This is a genomic window from Roseovarius sp. 217 (assembly GCF_000152845.1).
GTDB lineage: Bacteria > Pseudomonadota > Alphaproteobacteria > Rhodobacterales > Rhodobacteraceae > Roseovarius.
Genome location: NZ_CH902587.1, coordinates 21,518 through 42,658, shown reverse-complemented (window position 1 = coordinate 42,658; position 21,141 = coordinate 21,518). Strand labels below are relative to the sequence as shown.

Sequence of the window (21,141 nt, the reverse complement as noted above, 5' to 3'; positions counted from 1 at the left end):
ACTTATCGGCAATGTCACGAGAGCGCGCAGCGCGGCAGTGCATTGGCGATTCCGCTTTTTCCAAACAAGTTGGATTTCAAACCTCTTTGTCGCCTCGCTGGCGCTATTCCTGCTGATTGCCGAGCCCGTCCTTGCACAGAGCATCGATCTCTCCCCGATCCAGAGCTTGTTGCAGGGCATTGTCGATGCGCTGACCGGCCCTCTTGGTGTGGTCATCGCCACACTCGCGGTCCTCGGCGTTTTCTTGAGCTGGTTCTTCAACATCATCGACCTGCGCCAGGCGCTTTGGGTTCTCGTCGGGATCGCCGGTGTTGCGGCCGCCCCCACCATCGTTGCCGCGGTCTTTGCCGGTGGCTGAGCGCGCGCCTCTCTTCCTCGGGCTTGTGCGCCCGCCCAAGCTTCTGGGCCTGCCAATCATGTATGCGATGGTCTGGCTCTTTGGCTCGGTGCTCTTGTTCGTGTGGGTCCAGCACATCGCAGTGCTGGCTGTCGCCGTCCTGCTCTACCCTGTGCTTTGGAAGGCCGCGGATTGGGACCCGCGTTTTATCGACGTGATGATGACGGCGCTGCAGGAAACGCCACCCACGCGAAACCGCAGCATCCATGGCGGGGACAGCTATGCTCCGTGATGAACCCCGCACCGAGCCGCTGGACCTCCGCACGATGACGCCGGATTGGTATGCGCGCGAGACCCGCCTCGCGCATATGCTGCCCTATGTGAGCCTCGTCGACGACCAGACCGTGCGGACCCGGGTGAACGAACTCTTCCGGTGCATCCGGCTCGAGGGGATCAACAGCTACACGACCGACGATGCCTATCTCGACAAGGTGACGGCACTTTTTGCCCGCATCGTCGCGCAGCTCGGGCCGGAATTCAGCTATTACGTCCACAAGGTCTCCAAGGCCGTCAAACCGGAACTGGACCCCATTCGTGAGGACAGCTTCGCGGGCGAGGTGGACCGGCGATGGCGCGCGAAACTCGAGACCAGCGGGCTCCGCGACAAGACGCTGACGCTCACCGTCATTCACCGCCCGCCCCCGAAAAGCCTCCTGCCGTTCCTGAGCCGCAGCGCGCCGGACCGACTGAAGGAGGAGACCCGCAAACGCCTGCAGCGCCTCGGTGAGGCCGTGAACGTCTTCCTGTCCGGCCTCGCAGAGCTCAAGCCGCGCATGCTCTCAGCCGGATCGGGAGAGTTGGTGGGATTCTTGGGCGCGCTGAACACGGGCACCGAGCTGCCGCTCTACCCGGCCAACACCTACGGCTTTTTGTCCTTCAACGTCGCCAATACCCGCGTAACGTTCCACGGTGACCATTTCGAGCTTTCCGAGGGCGTCGTGGGCCAACGCTACGGCAAGAGCTTCACCATCGGAGAATACTCGGAAGGCACCTCCTGCACCATGTTCGACATGCTGAACCTGCCGGTCGACATGATCGTGACTCACTCTTTCACACCGATCAATTCGAACCTCATGGCAGGCCGGATCAAGCGGCAAAAGCGCCAGATGCAGGCCAGCCAGGACGCGGCTCTCTCGCTGATGCAAGCCCTCGACATCGCCGCCGATGATCTCGAGGCCAAGCGCCAAAGCTTCGGCGAGCATCACATGGTCGTGACGCTCTTTTGCGACACGCTCGAAGAACTGCAAACCCTCAGCGCCGAGATCGTGAACGCCGCCGCGACCGAAGGCGTGAAGATGATCGGTGAGCGGGTCGCCGCAAAGGCCCATTACCTCAGCCAGCATCCCGGCAACCAGCCCAAGCGCGTGCGTGCCAGCGCCGTCACCAATCGCAACTTCGCGGATTTTGCGGCCTTTCACCGGACACAGCTCGGCAAACCCGCCGCGAAAACCCCATGGGGCCGGGTCGTCACATATTTGCCCACGCCGGAGCAGAGCGCCTACCGGTTTTCCTATCACGAGCAAGGCTCGCCCGACAAAGAACCCACCAGCGGCCATACCCTGATCATGGGGCGGCCCGGGTCAGGTAAGTCTGTGCTTTCGGCCTTCCTGATGACCCAGGCCCGTCGCGCGGGCGCCCGGGTCTTCATCTTCGATTACCGTCTTGGTATGGAGATGGCGGTCCGCGCGAATGGCGGGCGCTATGCCTCCCTGAACGCCGGCCAGCCCACGGGTCTCAACCCGCTCTGGACAGAGACCGATGCGCGCGGCACCGCCTGGCTCTCGGACTGGCTTGCCACGCTTCTTTACCGCGCCGACAAGCCGCTCACACCGGCACAGACCAATCGCATCCAAGAAGTAGTGCGCCAGAACGCGCAGGCCTCCAATCCGGCCCTGCGGAACTGGCGGGATTTCGCATCGCTTTTTGTTTCCACCGATGATGGCGGCGATCTGCAACAGCGCCTGCTCGAGTGGACCGAAGACGGCCGCTATGGCTGGATCTTCGGGCAGAGCCTTGAGGACACTTTTTCACTCAAAGGCGATGTCGTGGGCTTCGATCTGACCGGCATTCTCGACAGCGAGGCCGACAAGGAGCGGATGGCGGTTCTCTCCTATCTTTTCCGCCGGGTCGAACGCGAGATCGAGGATCGCCGCCCCACCATCATCGTGATCGACGAGGCCTGGAAGGCCCTCGACAACGCGTATTTCGCCGAGCGACTGTCGAACTGGCTGGTGACCGCGCGCAAGCAGAACACGGTTGCCGTGATGATGACGCAATACGCAAGCCAGCTCGAGCGCACCCGGACCGGCAAGACCATCGTCGAAGCCGTTCCGACGCAGATCCTGCTGCCCAATATCCGCGCGCAGCCTGCGGACTACGCCATGCTGAACCTCACGGAGAAGGAGCTCGACGTCCTTCTCAACACGGGCAGCAACAGCCGTTTGGCGCTGTTCCGCGACGATCAGGGCTCGATCGTGGTCGATGCCGATCTCAGTGCTCTCGGGCCCAATCTCACGATCCTTGGCGGCATGGAAAAGGGCGAAGCGCTTGTCGGCGCCGATTACCGCGACCGCCCGGACTTCTGGAGGCTTTCATGATCCGTATATGGCGTTTCGAGATTTCACCAATAAATCCTGCATCGTTTTTCGCGTTCGAGCGAAGCGAGAGGCAGCGAACAAACGATTCAAGACAATCTCGAAACGCCAAATTGTTGGCTTTGGCTGCGCTCGGCGCGCTGGCCTCCTGCGCCCAGTACCAGGAACCGCAGGCGAACTGCTTCACATTCCTCGCGTCCACGGCACCCGACGCGCCTGATTGCACCTTTACGCCTCTAGATGCGCCGGAGGGCGACATTGAAGTCTAGCCTGCCTCATATCCTGGCACTTTGCCTGCTGCCCGGTCTCGGCATCGCCCAAGGCGTGCCGACCAATGACAGTGGGCTGACCGCGCGCGACATCGTCGAGACCGGCGACCGCGAAGCAGACTTGGCTGTTCAGGCCGACAAGCTTGCCGTGCGCGAACTCATCGCCGAGATCGAACGGGAGCAGCTTGAAACCCTGCAACGCATCCTCGATGCCCAGACCAGCTTCGGCGGTCAGGGCCTGCCGGCTATGGTCTCGGGGCTGGAAAGCGGCAGCGGGGATCCGGCCCGGTCAGTCGAGGCGGTCTATGGCAATGCCGACATCGACCCCAATCCCGGCGGTGCGCAGATGTTCGGCGACGCGTCTGAGACCATCGAGCAGCTCATCATCCGCGTGGCTCAAGAGACCAGCGGCTTTGCGGGTGTTGGCCGCGCAGGGCTCTCCCCCGTCCAGTGGCGCGCGCTGCTGCAAGCGCTGATCTGGCAGGAAAGCCGGTTTACGATTGGGGCACGGTCTCCCGTCGGCGCCTATGGCCTCACCCAGATCATGCCGGGCACGGCCAGCGATCTGGGCATAAACCCGGAATATTTCGACAGCCCCTACCTTCAGGTGCATGGCGGCGCGCGCTATCTCGCGACCCAGCTCAACACATTCGATGGCAACATCATCAACGCCCTCGCGGCCTATAACGCCGGACCCGGCCGGGTTTTCGAGTATGGCGGCGTGCCACCCTTCCGCGAGACCCAGCACTACGTGTCGGTCATCCCTGAACGCTACAATCTCTATCTGAGCCGTATCGGCGGGATCGAAGCGCTTGGCACGATCGACCCCGCGCTTCTGGCCAATGCCAACCTCTCAATCACCGGGCACGGTGCCGCCTTCTATGGCAACAACTCGCCCGCCGCGATCAGGCAAGCCGCCCTGCGTATTGCGGATATCGTCGAACGGATTTCCGAAACTGAAGACGTGCAAGAAAGCATCGCACTCAACACCTATGCCCGCGCCGAACTCGTGCGGTTGGTCGCCGCCCGCATCCGGCTTCAGGCGGCTCGGACGCGTGTCCTGAGCGCAGAAGAATTGGCGCAGGCCAGCGCCCGCATGGCCGAGGGCGCGTTCATGGAATTTACGATTAGGGAGATTGAATGATGGGACATCTGCTCTTGAGGACAGCTTTGGCCACGACACTTGGGATCGGTCTGCATCTTGGCGCCCTATCCCCTGCCCTCGCGCAAGGCGTGCCCGTCGTCGACACCCAGAACATCGCGCAAAACATCCAGCAGCTCCGGCAGATGATCGAAGACGAGATCCTGCAGAACGAGCAGCTGACGCAGCTCCGTGAACAGCTCGGCCTTCTCACGGACCAACTCGCGGAGCTGCAAAGAACCTATGAAGCGCTGACCCGCCTTGCCGAGCTTCCAGAAATCATCCGCACCGAGATGGAAGACGAACTCAATGGCCTGCTCGACCAGGAGTTCGGGGACATCCTCGCCACGATTGAGGCGATCAAGACTGGGGATTTCTCGGGCCTCTCGGGCTCCGGCGCAGGCGAAATCGAAACCCAGATGGATCGGGTGCTGGCCGATCTCGGATTTGACGACGACACCCTCTCGGAAATGGCCACGAGCGGCAATCCCGGGGCCAACCGCGTGGCGACGCAGGCCACCACCGGTGCCCTTGTCTCGGCGGCGGCCCAGAACAGCTATGAGGATGCCGGCCAATCGCTCGAGCGGGTAGACCGCCTTGTCGGGCTCATCGACGACATGGACGAACTCAAGGAAAGCATCGATCTCAACACGCGCGTGACCGCGGAGCTCGCAATTGCGCTGGTCGCCATGTGGCAGCTCGAAGCCATCCAGACCGTGGGCGATGGCACCGGCGGCGTGATCGATGCCGCCACCATCGCCGAAGAGCAGCGGTTCATGGATTTCACGCTGCCCGAGCTGCGGGCAGACTGATCGTGGGGGCATGACGGGTGGCGACTGAACAAGAAATCATCGAAGAAGAACTGGTCTATGGCGCGCTGCGCCGCGAACGGCTCTGGCAACGCCTTGGCCTGATGGGCCTTGTCTTCGGCATCATCGGCTGTCTGAGCGCCGCGACTGTCTCGATCCTCGATGTCGACCCGCCCCCCGTCGTTGTTCCCTACGATCCCGCCACTGGTTTTGCCCTGCCCGAGGCCTCGGTGGGCGCGACCTCGGTGACCGCCAACCAGGCGATCATCGAGGCAGAAGTCTTCCGCTATGTGACCGATCGAGAGGTCTATAACCAGCTCGACAACGATCTGCGCATTCGCAGCGTCCTGCGCCGCTCGGACGGGGCCGCCGAGAGCGGGCTGCGCCAGATCTGGAACAGCGCAAATGAGAACTATCCGCCGACCGTCTATGGCCCCAATGCCCGGCTCGACGTGGAAATCCTCAGCATCAACCGGATCGGTACCAACCGCGCCACCGTGCGCCTGCGCAAGCGACTGACATCTATCAACGGTGCCCAGACCGGGCTCTTCACCGCCACGCTTCTCTTCGAGTTCCGTCCCGAGACCCGCCGGTCCATCGATGAGGTCTGGACCAACCCGTTTGGGTTCACCGTGCTCGAATATTCCATCCGCTCCGACAGATTGGAGAATTGAATTTGTCTCTCGCTCGATTAGTCGTTTTGCTCATTACTGCAGCGCTCCCGGCTCTGGTCGCAGCAGAGGCCATTCCGCGCGGCGGCCCCAATGACAACCGGGTACGCTTGGCCACTTACCAGGACGGCCAGGTCTATCGTCTCAATGTCTCGCTCACCCATGTGACCACCATCGAGTTCGGCGAAGGTGAAAGCATCCGCTCGATCATCGCAGGCGACACGGAGGGTTTCGAGATCGACGGCGTGCCGGGCGGCCAGGCCTTCGCGATCAAGCCCGTGGCGCGTGGTGTCCATACCAATGTGACGGTCTATACCAACAGGCGCAGCTACTATTTCAACGTCGAGGAGGTCCGCAGCCCGACCTTCTACGTGGTGCAGTTCCGCTACCCTGACGACGCTGCGCGCCCGGCCCGGGCCATCGCCGCCCAAGCACCGAACTACAATTACGGCGCCAGCGCGCGGACCGAGTTCACGCCAACGCGGGTCTGGGATGACGGGACGTTCACGTATTTCGCCTTTCCAAGAAACGCACCTGTGCCAGCGATCTTCCGCTACGCGGGCGGCCGTGAACGCACGGTCAACACGCAAACCCCTGAGGACGGCGTGATCCGAGTCAGCGGCGTGAACCGCCAATGGGTCCTGCGACTTGGCGAAGAGGTGGTCTGCATCGAGGCGATCGCGCCCGCGGAGGCCGCCTCATGAGCGATACGGAGAACACTGAGCTGGAAAAGCGCCTCGCCGCCCTTGAGAAAGGCAGTGCCCGCGCCCCCATAGCGGCGCAGCGCCGGTCGCCCATTCTCGCGCTGATCGTGGTCCTCGTCATCGGCGCCGGTGGTGCCCTGCTTTATCTCCTCTCACAGCCCGACGAAGAGGAAGCCTTGCCGACGGCCACCCCGGACGTCTTCCAAAACGAGGGGGACGGCTTTGGCACCATCGAGACCTTGCCCCCGCCCGAGCCCGAGGTGGTGTTCGTCGCACCCGATCCGGTCGAGCCCAATGCCGAGCTTCTGGCGCAGATCACCGCCCTGCAGGCCCAGATCGAAGAATTGCGCAACGCTCCCGAACCGGTCGTCGAGGAAGACACGGCCGCCGCAGAGGCGATCGACGCGCTGACCGCTCAGATCGCTGCGCTGCAAGCTGCATCGGAAGCCGCACAGCAGCGCTTCCAAGATGAACTGACGGCGCGGGATCGCAGCCTCGAGCAATTGCGCATGGATCTGGAGCTGGTCCAACTCGAAGCCAATCGCCCGCAACCCGCCCCAGCCGGGCCCTCGGAAGACGAGCTGCGCGCACGCGAGCAAGAGCGACTGCGCCGCGAGGAAGAAGCCCGGCGCATGGCCGAGCTGGAGCGCCGCGCCGCGGAGGAACGCGCCTTCCAGGAGCGGCGCATCGCCTCACCGACCATCGCCTTTGGCGGTGCCTCCGGAGCGAATGAAACGGCTCTGACCGAACGCACTTTTGGCGAGGTGACGGATTTCGTGCTGAACGGGGCGTTGCCCTCCACCGTGACGCAGGCCGAGGTGATCGCCAATCCCTCCAACACCATCATCCAGGGCACCATGATCCAAGCCGTCATGGAAACTGCCCTCGACAGCTCCCTGCCCGGCCAGACCCGTGCCGTAGTGTCCGAAGATGTCTACAGCGTCGATGGCGCGCGCCTCCTGATCCCGCGCGGATCCCGTCTCGTCGGGCGCTACCGCGCTGGCGTCGATATCGCGCAGCGCCGCGTCACGATCGCCTGGGACCGGATCATCCTGCCCGACAACCAGACCGTCCAGATCAGCTCCTTCGGAGGTGATGAACTGGGCCGTTCTGGCGTCACCGGTTTCGTGGACACACGCTTCGCCGAGCGTTTCGGGTCGGCCGCCCTGATCTCGCTGATTTCCGCCACACCAAGTGCCGCCGCCTCCGAGGTCCAGGATGAGACTGCCGCCGACGCTCTCGAAGACGTTGGCGATGATCTGGCAGATGCCACGGACAGCGTCATAGGCGATTACCTCTCCATCGGCCCCGTCATCTATGTCGACCAGGGCGCGCGCGTCACTGTCATGGTCGACCGCGATCTGGAGATATTCTGAGCCCATGTCGCTGAGCTATCTTGAAACCTCGCTCGACCGGATCGACGCCGCCGCCCGCGACGATGTCATCGAGATCTGCATCAACCCTGATGGCACCTGCTGGGGCGAATTCCAGGGCGATCATTTCATGCGGGCGCTGGATCAAACGCTGACCGCGACAGAAGTGAAGGATCTCGGCAACCAGATCGCCTCCTCCGCCAACACCACCATGAGCAAGGACCGGCCCATCGTCTCGGTCTCGATCACCTACAAGGGTCGCCCGATCCGCGCACAGGTCATCACCCCGCCCGCAGTGCTCTCGGCCATGTCGATCAGCCTCCGGTTCTTCTCAAGCCTGCCACTCGAGGGCATTGCGCTCGATTTTCTCTACGGCAAGGAACGCAAGCTCGAAGATCTGCGCGTGGAAAAGAAACGCGCCTTGCGTTCGGTGGTGGCTGCGGGCGTGATCGATGATGCGCTGGCCTTCTGCGTCGAAAACAAGCTCAACATGATCGTCTCGGGCGGCACCTCCACCGGCAAGACCGTGGCCGCGCGCAAGATCCTCTCGCACGTTCCGACCGAGGAACGCATCGTCACCATCGAAGAAGCCGCCGAGCTTCTGCCGACCCAGCCCAATGCCGTGACCCTCATCGCCAATCGCGACGCGGAGTTCCAAACCGCCGATGTGCTTCTCACTGCGACGCTCCGCATGCGCCCCGATCGGATCATCCTGGGCGAGGTGCGCGGCAAGGAGGCCATGACCTTTCTGGAAGCCATCAACACCGGCCATGGCGGGTCCATGACCACGCTGCATGCCGAAACCCCGCAATTGGCCGTGCAGCGGCTCGCGATCGCTGCACTCAAGACCGAAATCCCGATGACCTATGCCGACATGATCCAGTACATCGAAAATTCCATTGACGTGATCATCCAGGCCGGTCGCCATGACGGCAAACGCGGCATCACCGAATTCTACCTCCCCGGCGCAACTGAGATTGGAACTTCCCCATGAAAACCTTTGAATATGACATCCTGTTCTTTCCGGTGAAGAAGCAAAAGGACTACGACGAGGTGCGACGTGCTTTGAATGAGCGCGGCGCGGAAGGGTGGGAGGTTATCACCGCCGAAGCCGGCGACTACGGCTACACCACTTTCTTGAAGCGTGAGACTGGTACAATGAAGGCGGCATCGGAATGACACGGGCTATTGCAGTCGCTGGCCTGCTCTTGATCTTTGGCACAACTGCTGGCGTAGCCGAGCGGAACCTGATCCCGACGCTCGACAACCACCCAAATGTTTGCCCAGACCAGCCACCTGAGCCGAAGTGGATGCAGAACATCAATGTGCGCGAATCCTATAAGCGCCTTTTGATCCAACAGATATATCGGGCTCAAAGCATGGAGCGCGTCGTAGACTCGCAAAACTGCGACTGTCCCACACGGTATCCAACTTGGGAGGACGCCGTACGCTTCTACACAGAGCGCTATGCTTCATCTAAATACTGGGACGTTGTCGAAGCGACGTCCGAATACCGACGACAGGCAAATGAACTGCGCCGCGCCGCCATGCCAATCTGCGTAGCAGCTGGCAACTGGTAGGTCTCCATGAGTGTCGTCACCTACTTCGTGGAAACGTCCGAAGGGTATCTAGATACCGCTGCCGAAACTCAGTTTGGTGCGGTCGCAGCAACGGTCGGCACGTTGCTGGTTCTGGGCACAACACTAGTTGTCATTCTGGTCTTCATCAACATGATCTACCAGTATCGCGCCATGGACGGCCGAACTGCCTTTTGGCTGGCCGTGAAGGTCGGACTTATAGGGGTCTTCGCGGCCAACTGGGTCCAGTTCAATGCGCTTGCCTCAGCAATACTGAACGGAATTGACAGCATTGCCGGGGCACTTGTGGCTTCTGTCGGCGGCGGATCACCTGGTCCGTCCGGTACCTTTGCAGAGGAATTTGACGAACTGATTGCAGCGCTCGGGGACTATCTGAATGCTGCGGGATCTGAGCTGAACTGGATGGCGGGTGCCTTGCTTGACACACTTGGGGTTCTGCTGCTCTCGATTCTTGGCGGGTTGGCGGCGTTCATTGTTGTGGCGTCCCGGCTCATGATCGCTCTGCTAATTGGCATTGCGCCAGTGATGATCTTCTTGACCCTGTTCGAGGTGACCAAGGATTATTTCGCGCGCTGGTTATCCGCGCTCATTTCATTCGCGATGTATCCGATCGTCGTCGCCGGAGTGTTCGCGACGATCACGGGGGTCTCTCGGGCGCTTCTTGCCGAGCTTGGCGACCCGGAGGGAGCCTCGAACATAGGGGCCCTTATCCCATTTTTCATGATGGTGCTGATGGCAAAGGGTTTCATCATAGCAACGCCTTTCTTGGTTCGGGCGATTTCCGGAAACATCATGATGCCAGCACTCTCAGCCGGGTTCGGGGGAAGCTATGCCTTCGCCAGAGGGCTTGCAGGTAGCCAACAAGTTTACAATCGCTATGCCATCGGTGGCGCAACTGGGGCTGAATACGCAGCCCTTCGAGCGCGACAATTCTTCGGCGTGCAAGCCTTGCCGAGCCGGCCAAATACTGCTGGAGGGCCAACTGCGGCTCGTCCGGGTGACGCAACCGGAACAGGCGCCCGAATGCTGGCACAGCTTTCGAGACTTGGTAGGTTGGGCAGGCGGTGACAGCCAGGTGCCAAAAACTTGCCAAAACTGCAAAGGTTTCGCCGCGGGTTTTTGTCATTGCTAAACGGTTGATCCCTCGCGACACAAGGCACGTGGCCAAACACGACCGTTTCTGCCACAGGCGGAATCGACAATTTTAGCACCGTGCCACGGCCCTGCGCATCGCCCGATTGCCAACTGGCTCAGGCTCTTCGCCGGGGTGTTGCCCTTCACCTTTCCAGTCGTCTGACCAAAGCCAATCTTCGAAATAATAGAGCCAAAGGTAAGTCCACGGAATGATGGTTTGGTCGATCCGCTTCCGCGCGTCCCATTCCCTGGCACCTGGAAGATAAAGACAAAGGCGCAGCGGATCTCTGTAGACGTGAGGCAAAGGACGCCCTGCCGCCAGCAACTCCAGATCCGGGTCGTCTATCTGAACACCGGGCGTTTGACCCGGCTGAAGCGTGATAGTGGCAAGGTAGGAGCGCGCCAAGGCGGTCGGTTGTATAGGCTCTTGCCATGTCAATTTGTTTGCGCGGACCTGCCCCACACCACTGATAGCCGGGCTTGCCTTCAGGAACAGCAGCTGCTGCGACAGGGTCAGGTCGTATTGCCCGCCTCGTCCTATCATCAATCACCGAAGAACGTATTTGTGGGCACGGTCGTTGATGCTGCGACCTTCGATGTCGTCAGCCCGACCACAGGTGCGACAGAAAGCAGACCCGATTTGCGACCATCCGACACCGCATTGACGCGGTTGCCGAGAACCCGTCCGGTGACACCGGAACCGAACGAACGCTCCATGTTCAATGACACACGGTCCTGACCAACAGCATCGCGAAGGACTTCAAAGTCGGACAGAGCTTGTGCGTGCCACGCATAGAATGCTGGTGCCCGGCGTTCATCCTTGTTCCAATTGTCGGCGAAGTTTTCCCCGTTGGTTGTCTCGTTCAGGATGGCATAGCCCCGCCGTCCGTCCAGAATGGGGCGGTCGATGAAGTGCGGCATCATCCGGATCGTTTCGACCAACAGATCCATTTCGTCATGGAAGACGTGGTTGCGCACGCAATAGGCATAGGACTGCATCGCAAGGGTGGTAATGATAACGGAAATCGGGGCCACGTCTTGCGTGTTGTTCTGATAAAAAACGTCGCGGTGCCGTTTGAGCAATTGCACGATGCGGCGCAGGATGCCTTTCACTGCTTCTCGGACGGGGAACGGCTCCACCGTCGCCTCGTCCCGCTGCATGGCGATAAACTTGCCCACAAAGGTAGGCCGGAGTGCGGCGCGCTCATCGAACAGGGTCTTGTAGGCCCGCGGGTTTGTCGGATGCCATTCCTTCAGAGCCCGGTCGGGCACCAATTCGCCCCGGTTGCCGCAGACCGGGTTTGCTATCGTCGGGGATAGGTCGAGGTGGAAGTCCCCCGCATAGTTGAGACGCCAACAACGCTTTTTTTCTTCGAGAAGGCGCACATAGGTGGCGTGTTCCTTGAGCCGGTTTCCAACCGCCGCCTTCAGGGTCGCTGGTGAGATGCCGGACGCGATACCTGCACAAAAGCAGATCAGATCGACATCGAATTCCCGCCGCCCGATTGGCTTCACGGCCGTTCCAAGCGCACTGGACCCTTGGAGATAGACCAGAACACTGACGAGTAGGGGATCAGTTGAACCGGACAGCCAGTCTCCGACGGCACCATAGCTCTGGCGCGCACGATCAAACTGGGTTTCGGTGAGGTCCAGATCCTCGCCTATCTCGTCCAGGATGGTGAATATCTGCGTGCGCCGCCGAATATCACTGTCGGTCAGCGGCTGTCGCAACATCTGATTCATGCCGCTTTCTCCTTGAGTTGATAGACCGGCACGAAGGTATCGGCAGGCTGGGTGAAAAAGATCGGGGTCAGGTGGGGCTTTGCTTTTCGGGCTTCTGACATACCGAGGCCCTTGAGGCGGCCGATCTTCGTGGTGTCATCCAAGGTAAAAAACCCGCTCGGGACAGACGGCGAAATGCGGTAGATGCGATCCCCATCGTAAGGGTGTCCCGTCAGAAGTTTTGCCATGCCGAGGGCGCCATGTGATTGCCCATCCGCGTAAAGGTTGAGGACTTTGAGGCCGAGTCCGGCAAACCCTGGACTTTCGGGCAGCATGTAGACTTCGTCCAGACACCCCAGGCTCAGAATGCGCAGGTCTGACGGATGCCACCCCAGAAGAGTGATGGCTTCGACGACAGCAATGGCTGTGGGATTGTTGGCCCATGTCCCGCCATCGGTCAGGCCAATATCATCAGCAGTGCGATGTCGCTTGAAATACGTAGGTGCCGCTGCCGTAGCCAGGGCGGCATCAAGCGCAGTCTTGCGATAATCGGTTTGCAGGCGTGTGTGATGCGCGGTCTTGTAGATATAAGGGCTGCGGAGATCGGCATCCCACGCCGGGATCACCAACCGGGTCTGTGATTGCCCGATCAGATCGTTGTTGAGAACGGCCTTGAGTTCACGGGCAAGAATTGCCGCATCGTGCTTTGGACCGACTACGTGCCGACCTGTGGCGGTGAGGGTGCGCCATGCCTGCCGTATCCTCCCCAGCGGTTCATCATCCGCATTGTCCTGACCGAAGATGACAGGCCCGCGACGCTCGTAAAGCTCGAGCAGTTCCTTTGCCGTGCGGCCGAGGCCAAGGCCGAGTGCGATGATGCCACCCGTCGATGTGCCCGCGATGAGATCGAAATAGCGCCCAATGGGCTGGCCCAGATCTTCCTCGAGCCCCGCGAGGAATGCAGCGGGCATCGTGCCCTTAATCCCGCCCCCGTCGATGGAGAGGATGCGACGTATCTGCCTGTTGTTCCCACCGTTGCTCATCCTGACATCCATTCCGCTTATGCTCTTCAGCCTTTCGGCGGATACGGGTCCTTGCCATAGGTGTTGCGCTCGCGGATGCGACCGTTCTCGCCGTGGATCAGCATCTCGCTGCCCTGACGAATGGCGGATTCCCGCGCGGCCGTGATGGCCTCGCGCTGCGTGCCGTGGACGGAAGACGCGCGGGAGTTACCCGCCCCCTTCACTGCCCAACCGCTTTCATGCGGCACAACATGCTGATTTTTCTTAGACATTTCAAGCCTCACGTGTCGATTTCGGTTGACGATGCGACAACCTTGTGTTTAAATATACAGGAAGAAATGGCGTTTATCAACCACAACAATAACCGCCGGGAGAGGATCATGTTCGGACAAAGACTCAGGCTTGCCCGCAAGCGGGCGGGTCTATCCATGCAAGCGCTCGCGGAGCGCGTAACCCCAAGCGTGTCAGCGCAGGCCATCAGCAAATACGAGGCGGACAAGATGATGCCGTCCTCGTCGGTGCTGGTCGGCCTCGGCAAGGCGCTCGGCGTGTCACTGGACTTCCTGCTCGGCGGTCAGGTCGAAGCTCTGGAAAGCGTCGAGTGGCGAAAGAACTCGACCGCCTCGGCGCAGGATCGCGCGATGGCGGAATCCATCGTCATCGAGAAGCTCGAAGACTATCTCGCCATCGAGGACATCCTCGATATGCACCCCGCTGAAGACCCCTTCGCCGCGCTGCGCGTGGACATGGTGGCCGATGAAGAGGCCATCGACTCCAAGGCGCGGGACGTGCGGCGCGAGTGGCAGCTTGGGATCGACCCGATCCCGAGTATGACCGCCCTGCTCGAAGACAAGGGACTCAAGGTCATCGAGGCCGATCTCCCGGAACGCATCAACGGGCTGGCCTGTCATGTCGAACGGGCGGAGGGCGCACCGACTGAGGTGATCGTCGTCTCGCGGCACACCAATGTCGAACGCAAGCGCTTCAACCTCGCCCACGAACTCGCGCACCGGATCATCACCGAAACCGGCAATGCCGCACTGAAAAAGGAGCCCTCGATGCACCGCTTCGCGGGGGCGTTCCTCATTCCGCGTGAGCATCTGGAAGAGGAAGCTGGCCGAAACCGTCACGGCATGACCTGGATAGAGATCATGCGGCTCAAGCGCACCTATGGCGTCTCCGCCGCCGCGATGCTCGTGCGGCTCGGCCAGGTGGGCATCCTGTCGAAGAGCGCTGTGGAATATGCGTTCAAGACCTATGCGCGAAGCTGGCGGCGCGAGGAGCCGGAGCCTATCGGTCCAGGCGAGGGCTTTGCGGCCTTCGAGAAGCCGCAGCGCTTCGAGCGCCTCGTCTGGCGCGCGCTCGGCGAGGAGATGATTTCCCCCGTGCGGGCGGCGCAGATGCTCGGGCTCCCCTTGAGCGTTGTCGAACGCGACATCAGGGGGCCTCGTGACCAGTGACCTGTGTTGTCGTCAATGATGCGTCCTGTCTGATCGACTTGAAGAAGGGAGAGTTGCTGCACGTCCTGCTGCGGCTGCCCTATCGCTTCATCGTGCCCCTGCCCATCCGTGAGGAGGAGCTGCTCGATTTCACGGCGCAGGAATGGCGGATGCTCGAAGACGGTGGCCTCGCCACCTACGATCTGCCGGGGGAAGAAGTCGCGCGGGTTTTCGCTCTAAAGCGGGAACATAGCCGCCTGTCGGCCAATGATTGCTTCGCCCTCGTGACGACAACCTGCCAGGAAAACGGCATCCTCCTGACCGGCGACAACCTTCTACGCAAGGTCGCCACCGCTCGCGCGGTGCGCGTTCATGGCGTCCTCTGGATCATCGACGAGCTGCACGCCGCCGAAGCCTGCGATGTCGGGCTTCTTGTCTCCGCCCTGCAAATCTGGCGGGCGGATGAGGCGGTCTTCCTACCCCCCGCCGAGATCGACAAGCGGCTGCGCCGTCTCGGGGCATAATCTGAACAAGGTGGAGATGGCTGGACCCTGCCCACGACGTTCCGAGCGAAAGATCGAACGGTCATGCAAACCAGCCCCTTTTTTCGGCGTCAAAAAGTATCGTTTGTGACATTCAGCGTTACGGAAGCTACGCGCAGGTCGCCATGCCCGCCACCCTATCGCGCAACCAGCCTTTCACCATCCTCCTCTCGCAGCATCGCTTCCATGTCCTCCAAGCCATCGACTGCAGAGCGCATCTGCGCCTCATCAGCTACGCTCGCTGCCTCTGCATCGGCGACCTGGCTTCCAAAATCCATCTCCATCTGGCGCTGTTCCTCGGCGATAACGGTTTGAACGACAGGCGCGGTCTTTTTTGGAGCGACGTCGGTTTGCTTTGACGTTTGGCTGCCAGCATCTTGGTGTGCGGTCTCCACAACGGCGTCAGACCCACCTGGTCCGTTCGAAGGCGGAGTCATCGGCATGGCGCGCACGCTCAACGGGAGATTGCCCTGCGGCCCCCCTCCCCCCGGCTCCGGAAACGGCAACTCGCCCGTCTGTGCCGCGTGGATCGCGCGGAACAGCCGATCATCAAAATACTGGATCCGTTTGGCTCGGACCGGCATTTGCGCGTCGATCACCATGACGATCTCATCGAGCGGTAGGCGGCGCGCTTCATCTTCAGGCAACAACGAGCTCTCTTCAGTCCGCGTGGATTGGCTGCGGCCCTCGAAGGGGTTCTTGCCGATGGACTGGGACCGCGTGATGACGGTCTTTGTGGTCTTTCCGACAGCCTTGCTGAGCTCCTCGACGGTTTTCTCATCCGAGGGCGTCAGGTAGAGCTTCACGCCGGCATTGCCCTGCAGGGCGCGCCGGGTGTTCTCGCCGTAGATTTCATCGAGGGCGGGAATGGTTTGGGTGACCACAGCGAGGTGACCACGATAGGTCCGCAGCGTCTCGATGCTCTCGACCACGATCGGCATTTTTCCGAGGCGATTGAACTCGTCGAGCATGATCATTACGGGCCAGGGCTCATCCGGCCCCGGGTCCTTTTCCTGCATGGCGGAGAGGAGATCGGAGAAAAACAGCCGGATCAGCGGTGCGAGTGGCTTTACCATCAGCGGCTGGACCACGAGATAGACCGAAAAGGGCTTCTTGCGGATCGTCCGGAAATCAAAGTCCGAGACCGCCGTCGCCTCGTCGATGGCCGGGTTCTGCCATTGATCGAGCCCCGAGGTCATCAGGAGCGAGACGTATGAGGTCAGCGTGTCGTTGTTGGTTGAGGCCAGCCGGGTGAAGATCAGCTTGGCGGCCCTGTTGTCGACCTCATGGCCCCGCGCGAAGTATTCCTTCTGCTTGTTCCCTCCGGAGGCCGCGATGCGATAGATCTCGCCCAAGGTGGGGCGCTTGCGCTGGAACGCCAGCAGACCTGCCGCCACGAAGAGATCGATCCCGCCTTTGAGCAGGCCCTGCACCCGGTCATTGTCGCTTTGCAGGAAGAGCGTCGCCAGAAGCTGTAATTCCATCTGTTGGCGCGCGGGATCTTTCAGCTCGAAGATACGCAGGAGCGGGTTGTAGCGATGCGTGCGCTTGCCCTCCCAATCGGTGGGGGCAAAGCGATAGACCTTGTCGCCTTGAGCTGCGCGGTGCCGGGCCGTGGCCTCGAAACACTCGCCCTTCACATCGAGCGTCACGGCGGAGCCTTTCCAGGTCAACAGGTTCGGAATGACGAAGCCCGTGGTCTTGCCGCGGCCCGTGGGCGCCACGATCAGCGCATGGGGGAAGACCTTGGAGCAGATGTAGCTGGCGCGGGAGCCCGGCGGCCCCAGCTTGCCGAGGATGAACCCGGTGCCGGGCGCCCCGAAGAACCCATTGGCCTTCATCTCGCGCGCGCTCTGCCAATGGGTCTGGCCAAAGCGTGTCAGGGCGGACCCCGAGAGGGCGAGGCTCAGCATGAGGCCGGCGGCGGCGAAGCTGCCGATGATCAGGTGAATAAGTTGCGCGTCCTCCGGGCGGCGGTCCAGGATCGCCAGATAGTTCTGCGCGATATAGGCAAAGTCGATCTCGGCCCCAAACCCGAGATCCTGGTAGGTCAGCACCGCCGAGGCGATGGTATAGCCCATGGCCCCGGTCACCAGCGTCACAAGCAGGACGCCCGTGGCGATCCGCGCCTTTCCCATGGAGGCGCTCAATGGACCTGACCCCGCTCGGTCTCTCCATCCACGTCTGTCGCGCGGTGTTTTTCGTATTCGGTGTCGGCAAGATCATCGACCACCTGGCGCAAGCCCTCCGTGTTGGCCGTCGCGGCATCGGATTGCAGATAGACCTTGGCGACATAGAGCCGGTCGAGGCGGTCCTCGAGAACCTTCTCCAGCGCATCGGCATCGCCAGATGTGAGCCGGTCGAGTTGGCGGTCATCCAGCACCCGCGCGATCTCGTCGCGAAATGCGTCCCGCTCCGCCTCGGTCTCGAAGGGCGCGGACAACTCCCCCGCCCGCTCATGCTCCAGGACACGCGTAATCTCGTCTGCAAGGCGGTCGGCACGGTCAGACTGCGGCGCAGTTTCATCGCGGGTCGCGAGGATGTCGTCGCGCGTGCCAGACCCAAGCCCGTCGCGCATCTCGTTTTCGCGGCGGACCTGATTGATGACCTCCGTGTCCCGTATCTCGACGACGGCCGCATAGGTCGCACCGAGCCCACGGGCAAGGTGGGACGGCATGTCCGGATAGCGCGCGCGCAAGTCATCCGTGACAGCATCTGCAACGGGCGTGCGGACGTCGCGTCCCTCCATGATCCGGTCGACTTCTCGGGTGATCTCGCTGGCGCGGGCCGCATCGGTGATGGTCTCCCTGTAGGGTTCAGACCGGTCGATCACATCGCCAGGACGTGCGAGCAGGTCCGGGCGTGCCTCGAGATACGCGCGCTGCTCCGTCTCGATCCGGCGCTCCGCCCTTGAGACAACCTCCCAGTCCCGGTCCTCCACCTGCTGCGCTGTCAGGCCGTCTGCGCGCATCTCCTGACGGATTGTCCCTTCCATCGCCCGCACCGCGTCCCCGTGATAATGGAACCGCTCGCTGATCGGTTCCGCTTCCATGACGCCATCCCGGCGCAGCACCTGTTCGCGTTCCAGCAGCGTGCCGAGCGCGACATGCACATCGTTGAGAATGTCGCGGGCCTGTTCCAGATCGGCGCGGCGCTCGAGATTCAGATCCCGCGCCTCGGCCACCTTTGAGAGATCGTCTGCGATCCATTGATGCTCGAGCGCTGCATTTGAGGCGCCGGTCTCGATCCGGGCCACCACTTCCGATGTGCTGATCCCGGTGCCCCGTAGTGCCGCGTCAATGCGCGATCTCAGGTCGGGCTCTGCCAGACGCTCGCGCTGGCTGGCGTCGATATTGGCCTCAGAATAGATTCCACCCTCCGAGGGCGCGTCTGAGAGCGAGCCCGAGCGCAGCCCCAAGGGCTGCATGTGCTGGACCTGCGCCTGGATGGCGGTGAGGCTTTTCTCGAGCGCGGGCCGCTCGGCATCGGGCTTCTCGGCGATCATGCCCTGCACCCGCGCGAGCTTCTCCGCATAGAGGCTTCTCAGATCCTCGAAACTTTGATCTTCGGCCATATAAACATCTCCTGTTCGGTCCACCTGCCCGCCGCGCGCCAGCACCTCGCCCGCGCGGAAGAGTGCCGCGGCAATATCCTCGCGGGCCTCGCGCGAAGCCTCCGCGGCCAGCGAATGGTAGACGGTTCTGGTGTTGGCGATCTCCGCCAGCGTCCGCGTCAGGTCCTGCCCCACGCGTTCGCGCTCGCGGGGCGCGCGACCCTCTTCTTTCGCGGCATAAACTTCGCTGGTGCGGGCGGGGTAATGCACGACGCCGCGATCCACCCGGCGCGTGGCCTCGAGGCGCACGCCGTACTTCTCAGCCTCCTCGACCATGGCGAGGCGGAAGTCGTCATAGTTGAAGCGATGGTTGCGCCCCAAGAAGAAGAACTCGCCCTCCTGCGAGCGGCGGTTCAGCACCAGATGCGCATGGGGATGATCGCGGTCCTCATGCACCGCGATGATGTAGTCGAAATGCCCCGCATCGGTCTGGAAGAACCGCTCGGCCACGTCCGTTGCGATGTCGCGCACATCCTCGCCCCGCGTGCCGATGGGGAAGGACATGAGCATATGGGTGGTCTGTCCGAGCTTGGGCTTGAAGCCCGCATCCCACCGTTTGGCAAAGCGCTCGGTCAGATCCTTGATGTCACCCGCCTCGAGCTTGGACTTGCCATCCAGGAACCCGCTACTGTCCACGATATGGGTGGACTTGGTTGTGAGGTAGTCGAGCTGGTTTGCGAGCTGCGATTTGGTATGCGTACCCCCGCCCCGGATCGCCTTGAAGACCGCTGGCCGATGCCCCGCAGCCGCGCGCACAAGCTGGCTCTGCTTGGCCACGTGCAGCCCTTGCATCGAGCCCCGAACGCGGCTCCAGCCATCCCGGAAGACCTCGCCCGTGACGGCATGGACGGCATCATTCAGCCGCATGGGCAAACTCCCTCAAGGCTGCCGTGGCCTGCAGCTGCATTGCGTCCCGACGGCGGCGCAGGAGCAGATCGATCTCGTCAGCGGAATCCAGAATGAACCGCGCCAGCCCGCGCATCTGCGCAAGGCGCAATTCGGTGAACTCCGGGCCAGCCCCCTGCCCCTGCCGGTTGGCCTGCGTCATCTGCTTGGCGATCTGCGCGACCCCATTACCGACCTCGTGCAGAGAGGCGCGGTAGCGCGCCATTTCGGCCGCCATCTGCGCGTCCGGAACGAACACCCCGCCTGCCGCCTGAATGAGCCGCCTGAGCCCCTCGGCACGGCTCTCGATCCCGGCCTCTGCCAGCACCTCGTCGAGCGCCGCGAGCTCCGCAGCCGTGACCTTTACACTGACCGCTGAGACCGGAATTGCGGCATCCGTCTGGCGCTCGGCATCAGCTTTGAGCGTGTACTGAATCGCCCGCACCGACACGCCAAACCGTTCCGCTAGCACTGAAGTGGAAACGCCTTCCGCAGCTTCGCGAACGATCTCCATGCGTTCCGCATCTGAGAGACGTTTTGAGCGCGACATGCGAAGAAAGACCCCCTATTTCCTGCCACCTTCCACCAAGGCTGCCCCTACATTACGATAATATAACAATCTGTCAATTATATACTTACGTCGCATTCAGTCTCAGGCAGCCTTGGTGTCCGCTTCACGCCGCGGCCCGCAGGGACGCGGCTCTGCCGCCCTCACCACCGGGCGACCCACCTGTCCTAGGGGTCCCGTCCACCAGCCCCGCCCGAAGGTCTGCCCGAACACCACGTGTTCGGACGGAACCGCGGGCGGGCGCAAACCCCACCGACAGGGCGGACAGGCAGGGTCAAGGAGGGCCAGATTTGGGCCCCCAAATCTCTGCCGCAAAAACCGGGAGGCCCTGGCCGATAGGTTTTTGTGGATGGCCCCCTTGAGGCTGACTGGCCGGTCTGTCGCGGCCAGACTATTGCGAGCGGCGATCGTCCTTTGAGAGCGCAAGGACCGGCACCAAGGGGACGTCGCTGTCGGCGATCACCCGCGCCGGAACCGGCATCCCTGGAACAGGGACAGGGCCGCCCCAAGATCGTCCTGGGGCGGCCCATCTTCGTCAGAGGATTCAGTCCTGGGGATCTTTCGCGCTCGGCGGGAACATCACCAGCTCCGAGACCGCGACCGGGAAGTCGAGCTTGAGGCTAAAGAACTCCGAGCCGTCCCCGTTGCGGGTGTTGCGGA

21 protein-coding genes are annotated in these 21,141 nt (G+C 62.0%); 15 read left to right on the top strand and 6 right to left on the bottom strand.

The window, feature by feature from the left end:
• Window positions 1-73: 73 nt before the first annotated feature.
• The 13 genes from ROS217_RS22415 to ROS217_RS22360 are packed head-to-tail and all read left to right on the top strand — an operon-like array spanning window position 74 to window position 10,624.
• Window positions 74-358 (top strand): TrbC/VirB2 family protein, encoded by a 285-nt coding sequence (locus ROS217_RS22415; RefSeq protein ID WP_040652309.1) that lies wholly within the window; start codon window positions 74-76, stop codon window positions 356-358.
• On the top strand, window positions 351-629 hold the full coding sequence (locus ROS217_RS22410; protein WP_009820235.1) for a type IV secretion system protein VirB3: 279 nt from the start codon (window positions 351-353) through the stop codon (window positions 627-629). Before ROS217_RS22415 ends, ROS217_RS22410 begins: the two co-directional genes overlap by 8 nt.
• The gene (locus ROS217_RS22405) at window positions 619-2,994 is read left to right on the top strand and encodes a type IV secretion system DNA-binding domain-containing protein (RefSeq protein WP_009820234.1); all 2,376 of its coding nucleotides are present in this window, start codon (window positions 619-621) and stop codon (window positions 2,992-2,994) included. Before ROS217_RS22410 ends, ROS217_RS22405 begins: the two co-directional genes overlap by 11 nt.
• The gene (locus ROS217_RS23820) at window positions 2,991-3,260 is read left to right on the top strand and encodes a hypothetical protein (RefSeq protein ID WP_083781623.1); all 270 of its coding nucleotides are present in this window, start codon (window positions 2,991-2,993) and stop codon (window positions 3,258-3,260) included. Before ROS217_RS22405 ends, ROS217_RS23820 begins: the two co-directional genes overlap by 4 nt.
• 55 nt (window positions 3,261-3,315) lie before the next feature.
• Window positions 3,316-4,404: a transglycosylase SLT domain-containing protein gene (locus tag ROS217_RS22400; RefSeq protein ID WP_040652307.1), complete on the top strand. Its 1,089-nt coding sequence runs from the start codon at window positions 3,316-3,318 to the stop codon at window positions 4,402-4,404.
• Window positions 4,404-5,213 (top strand): type IV secretion system protein, encoded by an 810-nt coding sequence (locus ROS217_RS22395; protein ID WP_009820232.1) that lies wholly within the window; start codon window positions 4,404-4,406, stop codon window positions 5,211-5,213. The genes ROS217_RS22400 and ROS217_RS22395 overlap by 1 nt, the downstream gene beginning before the upstream one ends.
• A gap of 17 nt (window positions 5,214-5,230) precedes the next feature.
• The gene (locus ROS217_RS22390; protein WP_009820231.1) at window positions 5,231-5,884 is read left to right on the top strand and encodes a virB8 family protein; all 654 of its coding nucleotides are present in this window, start codon (window positions 5,231-5,233) and stop codon (window positions 5,882-5,884) included.
• A 2-nt stretch (window positions 5,885-5,886) separates the two neighbouring features.
• Entirely contained in the window at window positions 5,887-6,585 is a 699-nt protein-coding gene (locus ROS217_RS22385) for a TrbG/VirB9 family P-type conjugative transfer protein (protein ID WP_040652254.1), read from the top strand.
• Window positions 6,582-7,961 (top strand): TrbI/VirB10 family protein, encoded by a 1,380-nt coding sequence (locus tag ROS217_RS22380; RefSeq protein WP_009820229.1) that lies wholly within the window; start codon window positions 6,582-6,584, stop codon window positions 7,959-7,961. The genes ROS217_RS22385 and ROS217_RS22380 overlap by 4 nt, the downstream gene beginning before the upstream one ends.
• A 4-nt stretch (window positions 7,962-7,965) precedes the next feature.
• Window positions 7,966-8,952 carry an ATPase, T2SS/T4P/T4SS family gene (locus tag ROS217_RS22375; protein WP_009820228.1) on the top strand — a complete coding sequence of 329 codons (987 nt, stop codon included), beginning with the start codon at window positions 7,966-7,968 and terminating at the stop codon, window positions 8,950-8,952.
• On the top strand, window positions 8,949-9,137 hold the full coding sequence (locus tag ROS217_RS22370) for a hypothetical protein (RefSeq protein ID WP_009820227.1): 189 nt from the start codon (window positions 8,949-8,951) through the stop codon (window positions 9,135-9,137). Before ROS217_RS22375 ends, ROS217_RS22370 begins: the two co-directional genes overlap by 4 nt.
• Window positions 9,134-9,538 carry a hypothetical protein gene (locus tag ROS217_RS22365; RefSeq protein WP_009820226.1) on the top strand — a complete coding sequence of 135 codons (405 nt, stop codon included), beginning with the start codon at window positions 9,134-9,136 and terminating at the stop codon, window positions 9,536-9,538. Before ROS217_RS22370 ends, ROS217_RS22365 begins: the two co-directional genes overlap by 4 nt.
• Before the next feature lie 6 nt (window positions 9,539-9,544).
• A complete protein-coding gene (locus tag ROS217_RS22360; protein ID WP_009815563.1) occupies window positions 9,545-10,624 on the top strand; it encodes a type IV secretion system protein in 1,080 nt (359 codons plus the stop codon).
• 609 nt (window positions 10,625-11,233) lie between these two features.
• Here ROS217_RS22360 and ROS217_RS22350 read toward each other — a convergent pair.
• From ROS217_RS22350 to ROS217_RS22340, 3 genes are read right to left on the bottom strand one after another with little or no spacing between them, the layout of a single operon-like run.
• On the bottom strand, window positions 11,234-12,433 hold the full coding sequence (locus tag ROS217_RS22350; RefSeq protein ID WP_009815561.1) for a nucleotidyltransferase domain-containing protein: 1,200 nt from the start codon (window positions 12,431-12,433) through the stop codon (window positions 11,234-11,236).
• A complete protein-coding gene (locus ROS217_RS22345; protein WP_233486458.1) occupies window positions 12,430-13,455 on the bottom strand; it encodes a CBASS cGAMP-activated phospholipase in 1,026 nt (341 codons plus the stop codon). Before ROS217_RS22345 ends, ROS217_RS22350 begins: the two co-directional genes overlap by 4 nt.
• Window positions 13,456-13,481: 26 nt before the next feature.
• Window positions 13,482-13,706: a DUF2188 domain-containing protein gene (locus ROS217_RS22340; RefSeq protein ID WP_009815559.1), complete on the bottom strand. Its 225-nt coding sequence runs from the start codon at window positions 13,704-13,706 to the stop codon at window positions 13,482-13,484.
• Between ROS217_RS22340 and ROS217_RS22335 the strand changes: the two genes are divergently transcribed.
• Window positions 13,686-14,894: an XRE family transcriptional regulator gene (locus ROS217_RS22335; RefSeq protein ID WP_254656520.1), complete on the top strand. Its 1,209-nt coding sequence runs from the start codon at window positions 13,686-13,688 to the stop codon at window positions 14,892-14,894. The genes ROS217_RS22340 and ROS217_RS22335 overlap by 21 nt on opposite strands.
• Complete coding sequence (locus ROS217_RS22330) at window positions 14,891-15,397, top strand: hypothetical protein (protein ID WP_009815557.1); 507 nt, start codon at window positions 14,891-14,893, stop codon at window positions 15,395-15,397. Before ROS217_RS22335 ends, ROS217_RS22330 begins: the two co-directional genes overlap by 4 nt.
• Before the next feature lie 155 nt (window positions 15,398-15,552).
• Here ROS217_RS22330 and ROS217_RS22325 read toward each other — a convergent pair whose 3' ends face one another.
• From ROS217_RS22325 to ROS217_RS22315, 3 genes are read right to left on the bottom strand one after another with little or no spacing between them, the layout of a single operon-like run.
• Entirely contained in the window at window positions 15,553-17,553 is a 2,001-nt protein-coding gene (locus ROS217_RS22325; protein WP_009820223.1) for a type IV secretory system conjugative DNA transfer family protein, read from the bottom strand.
• Between the two features lie 8 nt (window positions 17,554-17,561).
• Window positions 17,562-19,895, bottom strand: a complete 2,334-nt coding sequence (locus ROS217_RS22320; protein ID WP_009820222.1) for a relaxase/mobilization nuclease domain-containing protein — start codon at window positions 19,893-19,895, stop codon at window positions 17,562-17,564.
• On the bottom strand, window positions 19,882-20,463 hold the full coding sequence (locus ROS217_RS22315; RefSeq protein ID WP_009820221.1) for a helix-turn-helix domain-containing protein: 582 nt from the start codon (window positions 20,461-20,463) through the stop codon (window positions 19,882-19,884). Before ROS217_RS22315 ends, ROS217_RS22320 begins: the two co-directional genes overlap by 14 nt.
• Between the last annotated feature and the right edge of the window lie 678 nt (window positions 20,464-21,141).

Excerpts from the sequence above, each read along its gene's own strand:
- ROS217_RS22320 (WP_009820222.1), bottom strand. The coding sequence starts at position 19,895 with ATGCGGCTGAATGATGCCGTCCATGCCGTCACGGGCGAGGTCTTCCGG.
- ROS217_RS22340 (WP_009815559.1), bottom strand. The coding sequence starts at position 13,706 with ATGTCTAAGAAAAATCAGCATGTTGTGCCGCATGAAAGCGGTTGGGCA.
- ROS217_RS22315 (WP_009820221.1), bottom strand. The coding sequence starts at position 20,463 with ATGTCGCGCTCAAAACGTCTCTCAGATGCGGAACGCATGGAGATCGTT.
- ROS217_RS22370 (WP_009820227.1), top strand. The coding sequence starts at position 8,949 with ATGAAAACCTTTGAATATGACATCCTGTTCTTTCCGGTGAAGAAGCAA.
- ROS217_RS22375 (WP_009820228.1), top strand. The coding sequence starts at position 7,966 with ATGTCGCTGAGCTATCTTGAAACCTCGCTCGACCGGATCGACGCCGCC.
- ROS217_RS22350 (WP_009815561.1), bottom strand. The coding sequence starts at position 12,433 with ATGAATCAGATGTTGCGACAGCCGCTGACCGACAGTGATATTCGGCGG.
- ROS217_RS22345 (WP_233486458.1), bottom strand. The coding sequence starts at position 13,455 with ATGAGCAACGGTGGGAACAACAGGCAGATACGTCGCATCCTCTCCATC.
- ROS217_RS22405 (WP_009820234.1), top strand. The coding sequence starts at position 619 with ATGCTCCGTGATGAACCCCGCACCGAGCCGCTGGACCTCCGCACGATG.
- ROS217_RS22325 (WP_009820223.1), bottom strand. The coding sequence starts at position 17,553 with ATGGGAAAGGCGCGGATCGCCACGGGCGTCCTGCTTGTGACGCTGGTG.
- ROS217_RS22380 (WP_009820229.1), top strand. The coding sequence starts at position 6,582 with ATGAGCGATACGGAGAACACTGAGCTGGAAAAGCGCCTCGCCGCCCTT.
- ROS217_RS22365 (WP_009820226.1), top strand. The coding sequence starts at position 9,134 with ATGACACGGGCTATTGCAGTCGCTGGCCTGCTCTTGATCTTTGGCACA.
- ROS217_RS22395 (WP_009820232.1), top strand. The coding sequence starts at position 4,404 with ATGGGACATCTGCTCTTGAGGACAGCTTTGGCCACGACACTTGGGATC.
- ROS217_RS23820 (WP_083781623.1), top strand. The coding sequence starts at position 2,991 with ATGATCCGTATATGGCGTTTCGAGATTTCACCAATAAATCCTGCATCG.
- ROS217_RS22360 (WP_009815563.1), top strand. The coding sequence starts at position 9,545 with ATGAGTGTCGTCACCTACTTCGTGGAAACGTCCGAAGGGTATCTAGAT.
- ROS217_RS22335 (WP_254656520.1), top strand. The coding sequence starts at position 13,686 with ATGCTGATTTTTCTTAGACATTTCAAGCCTCACGTGTCGATTTCGGTT.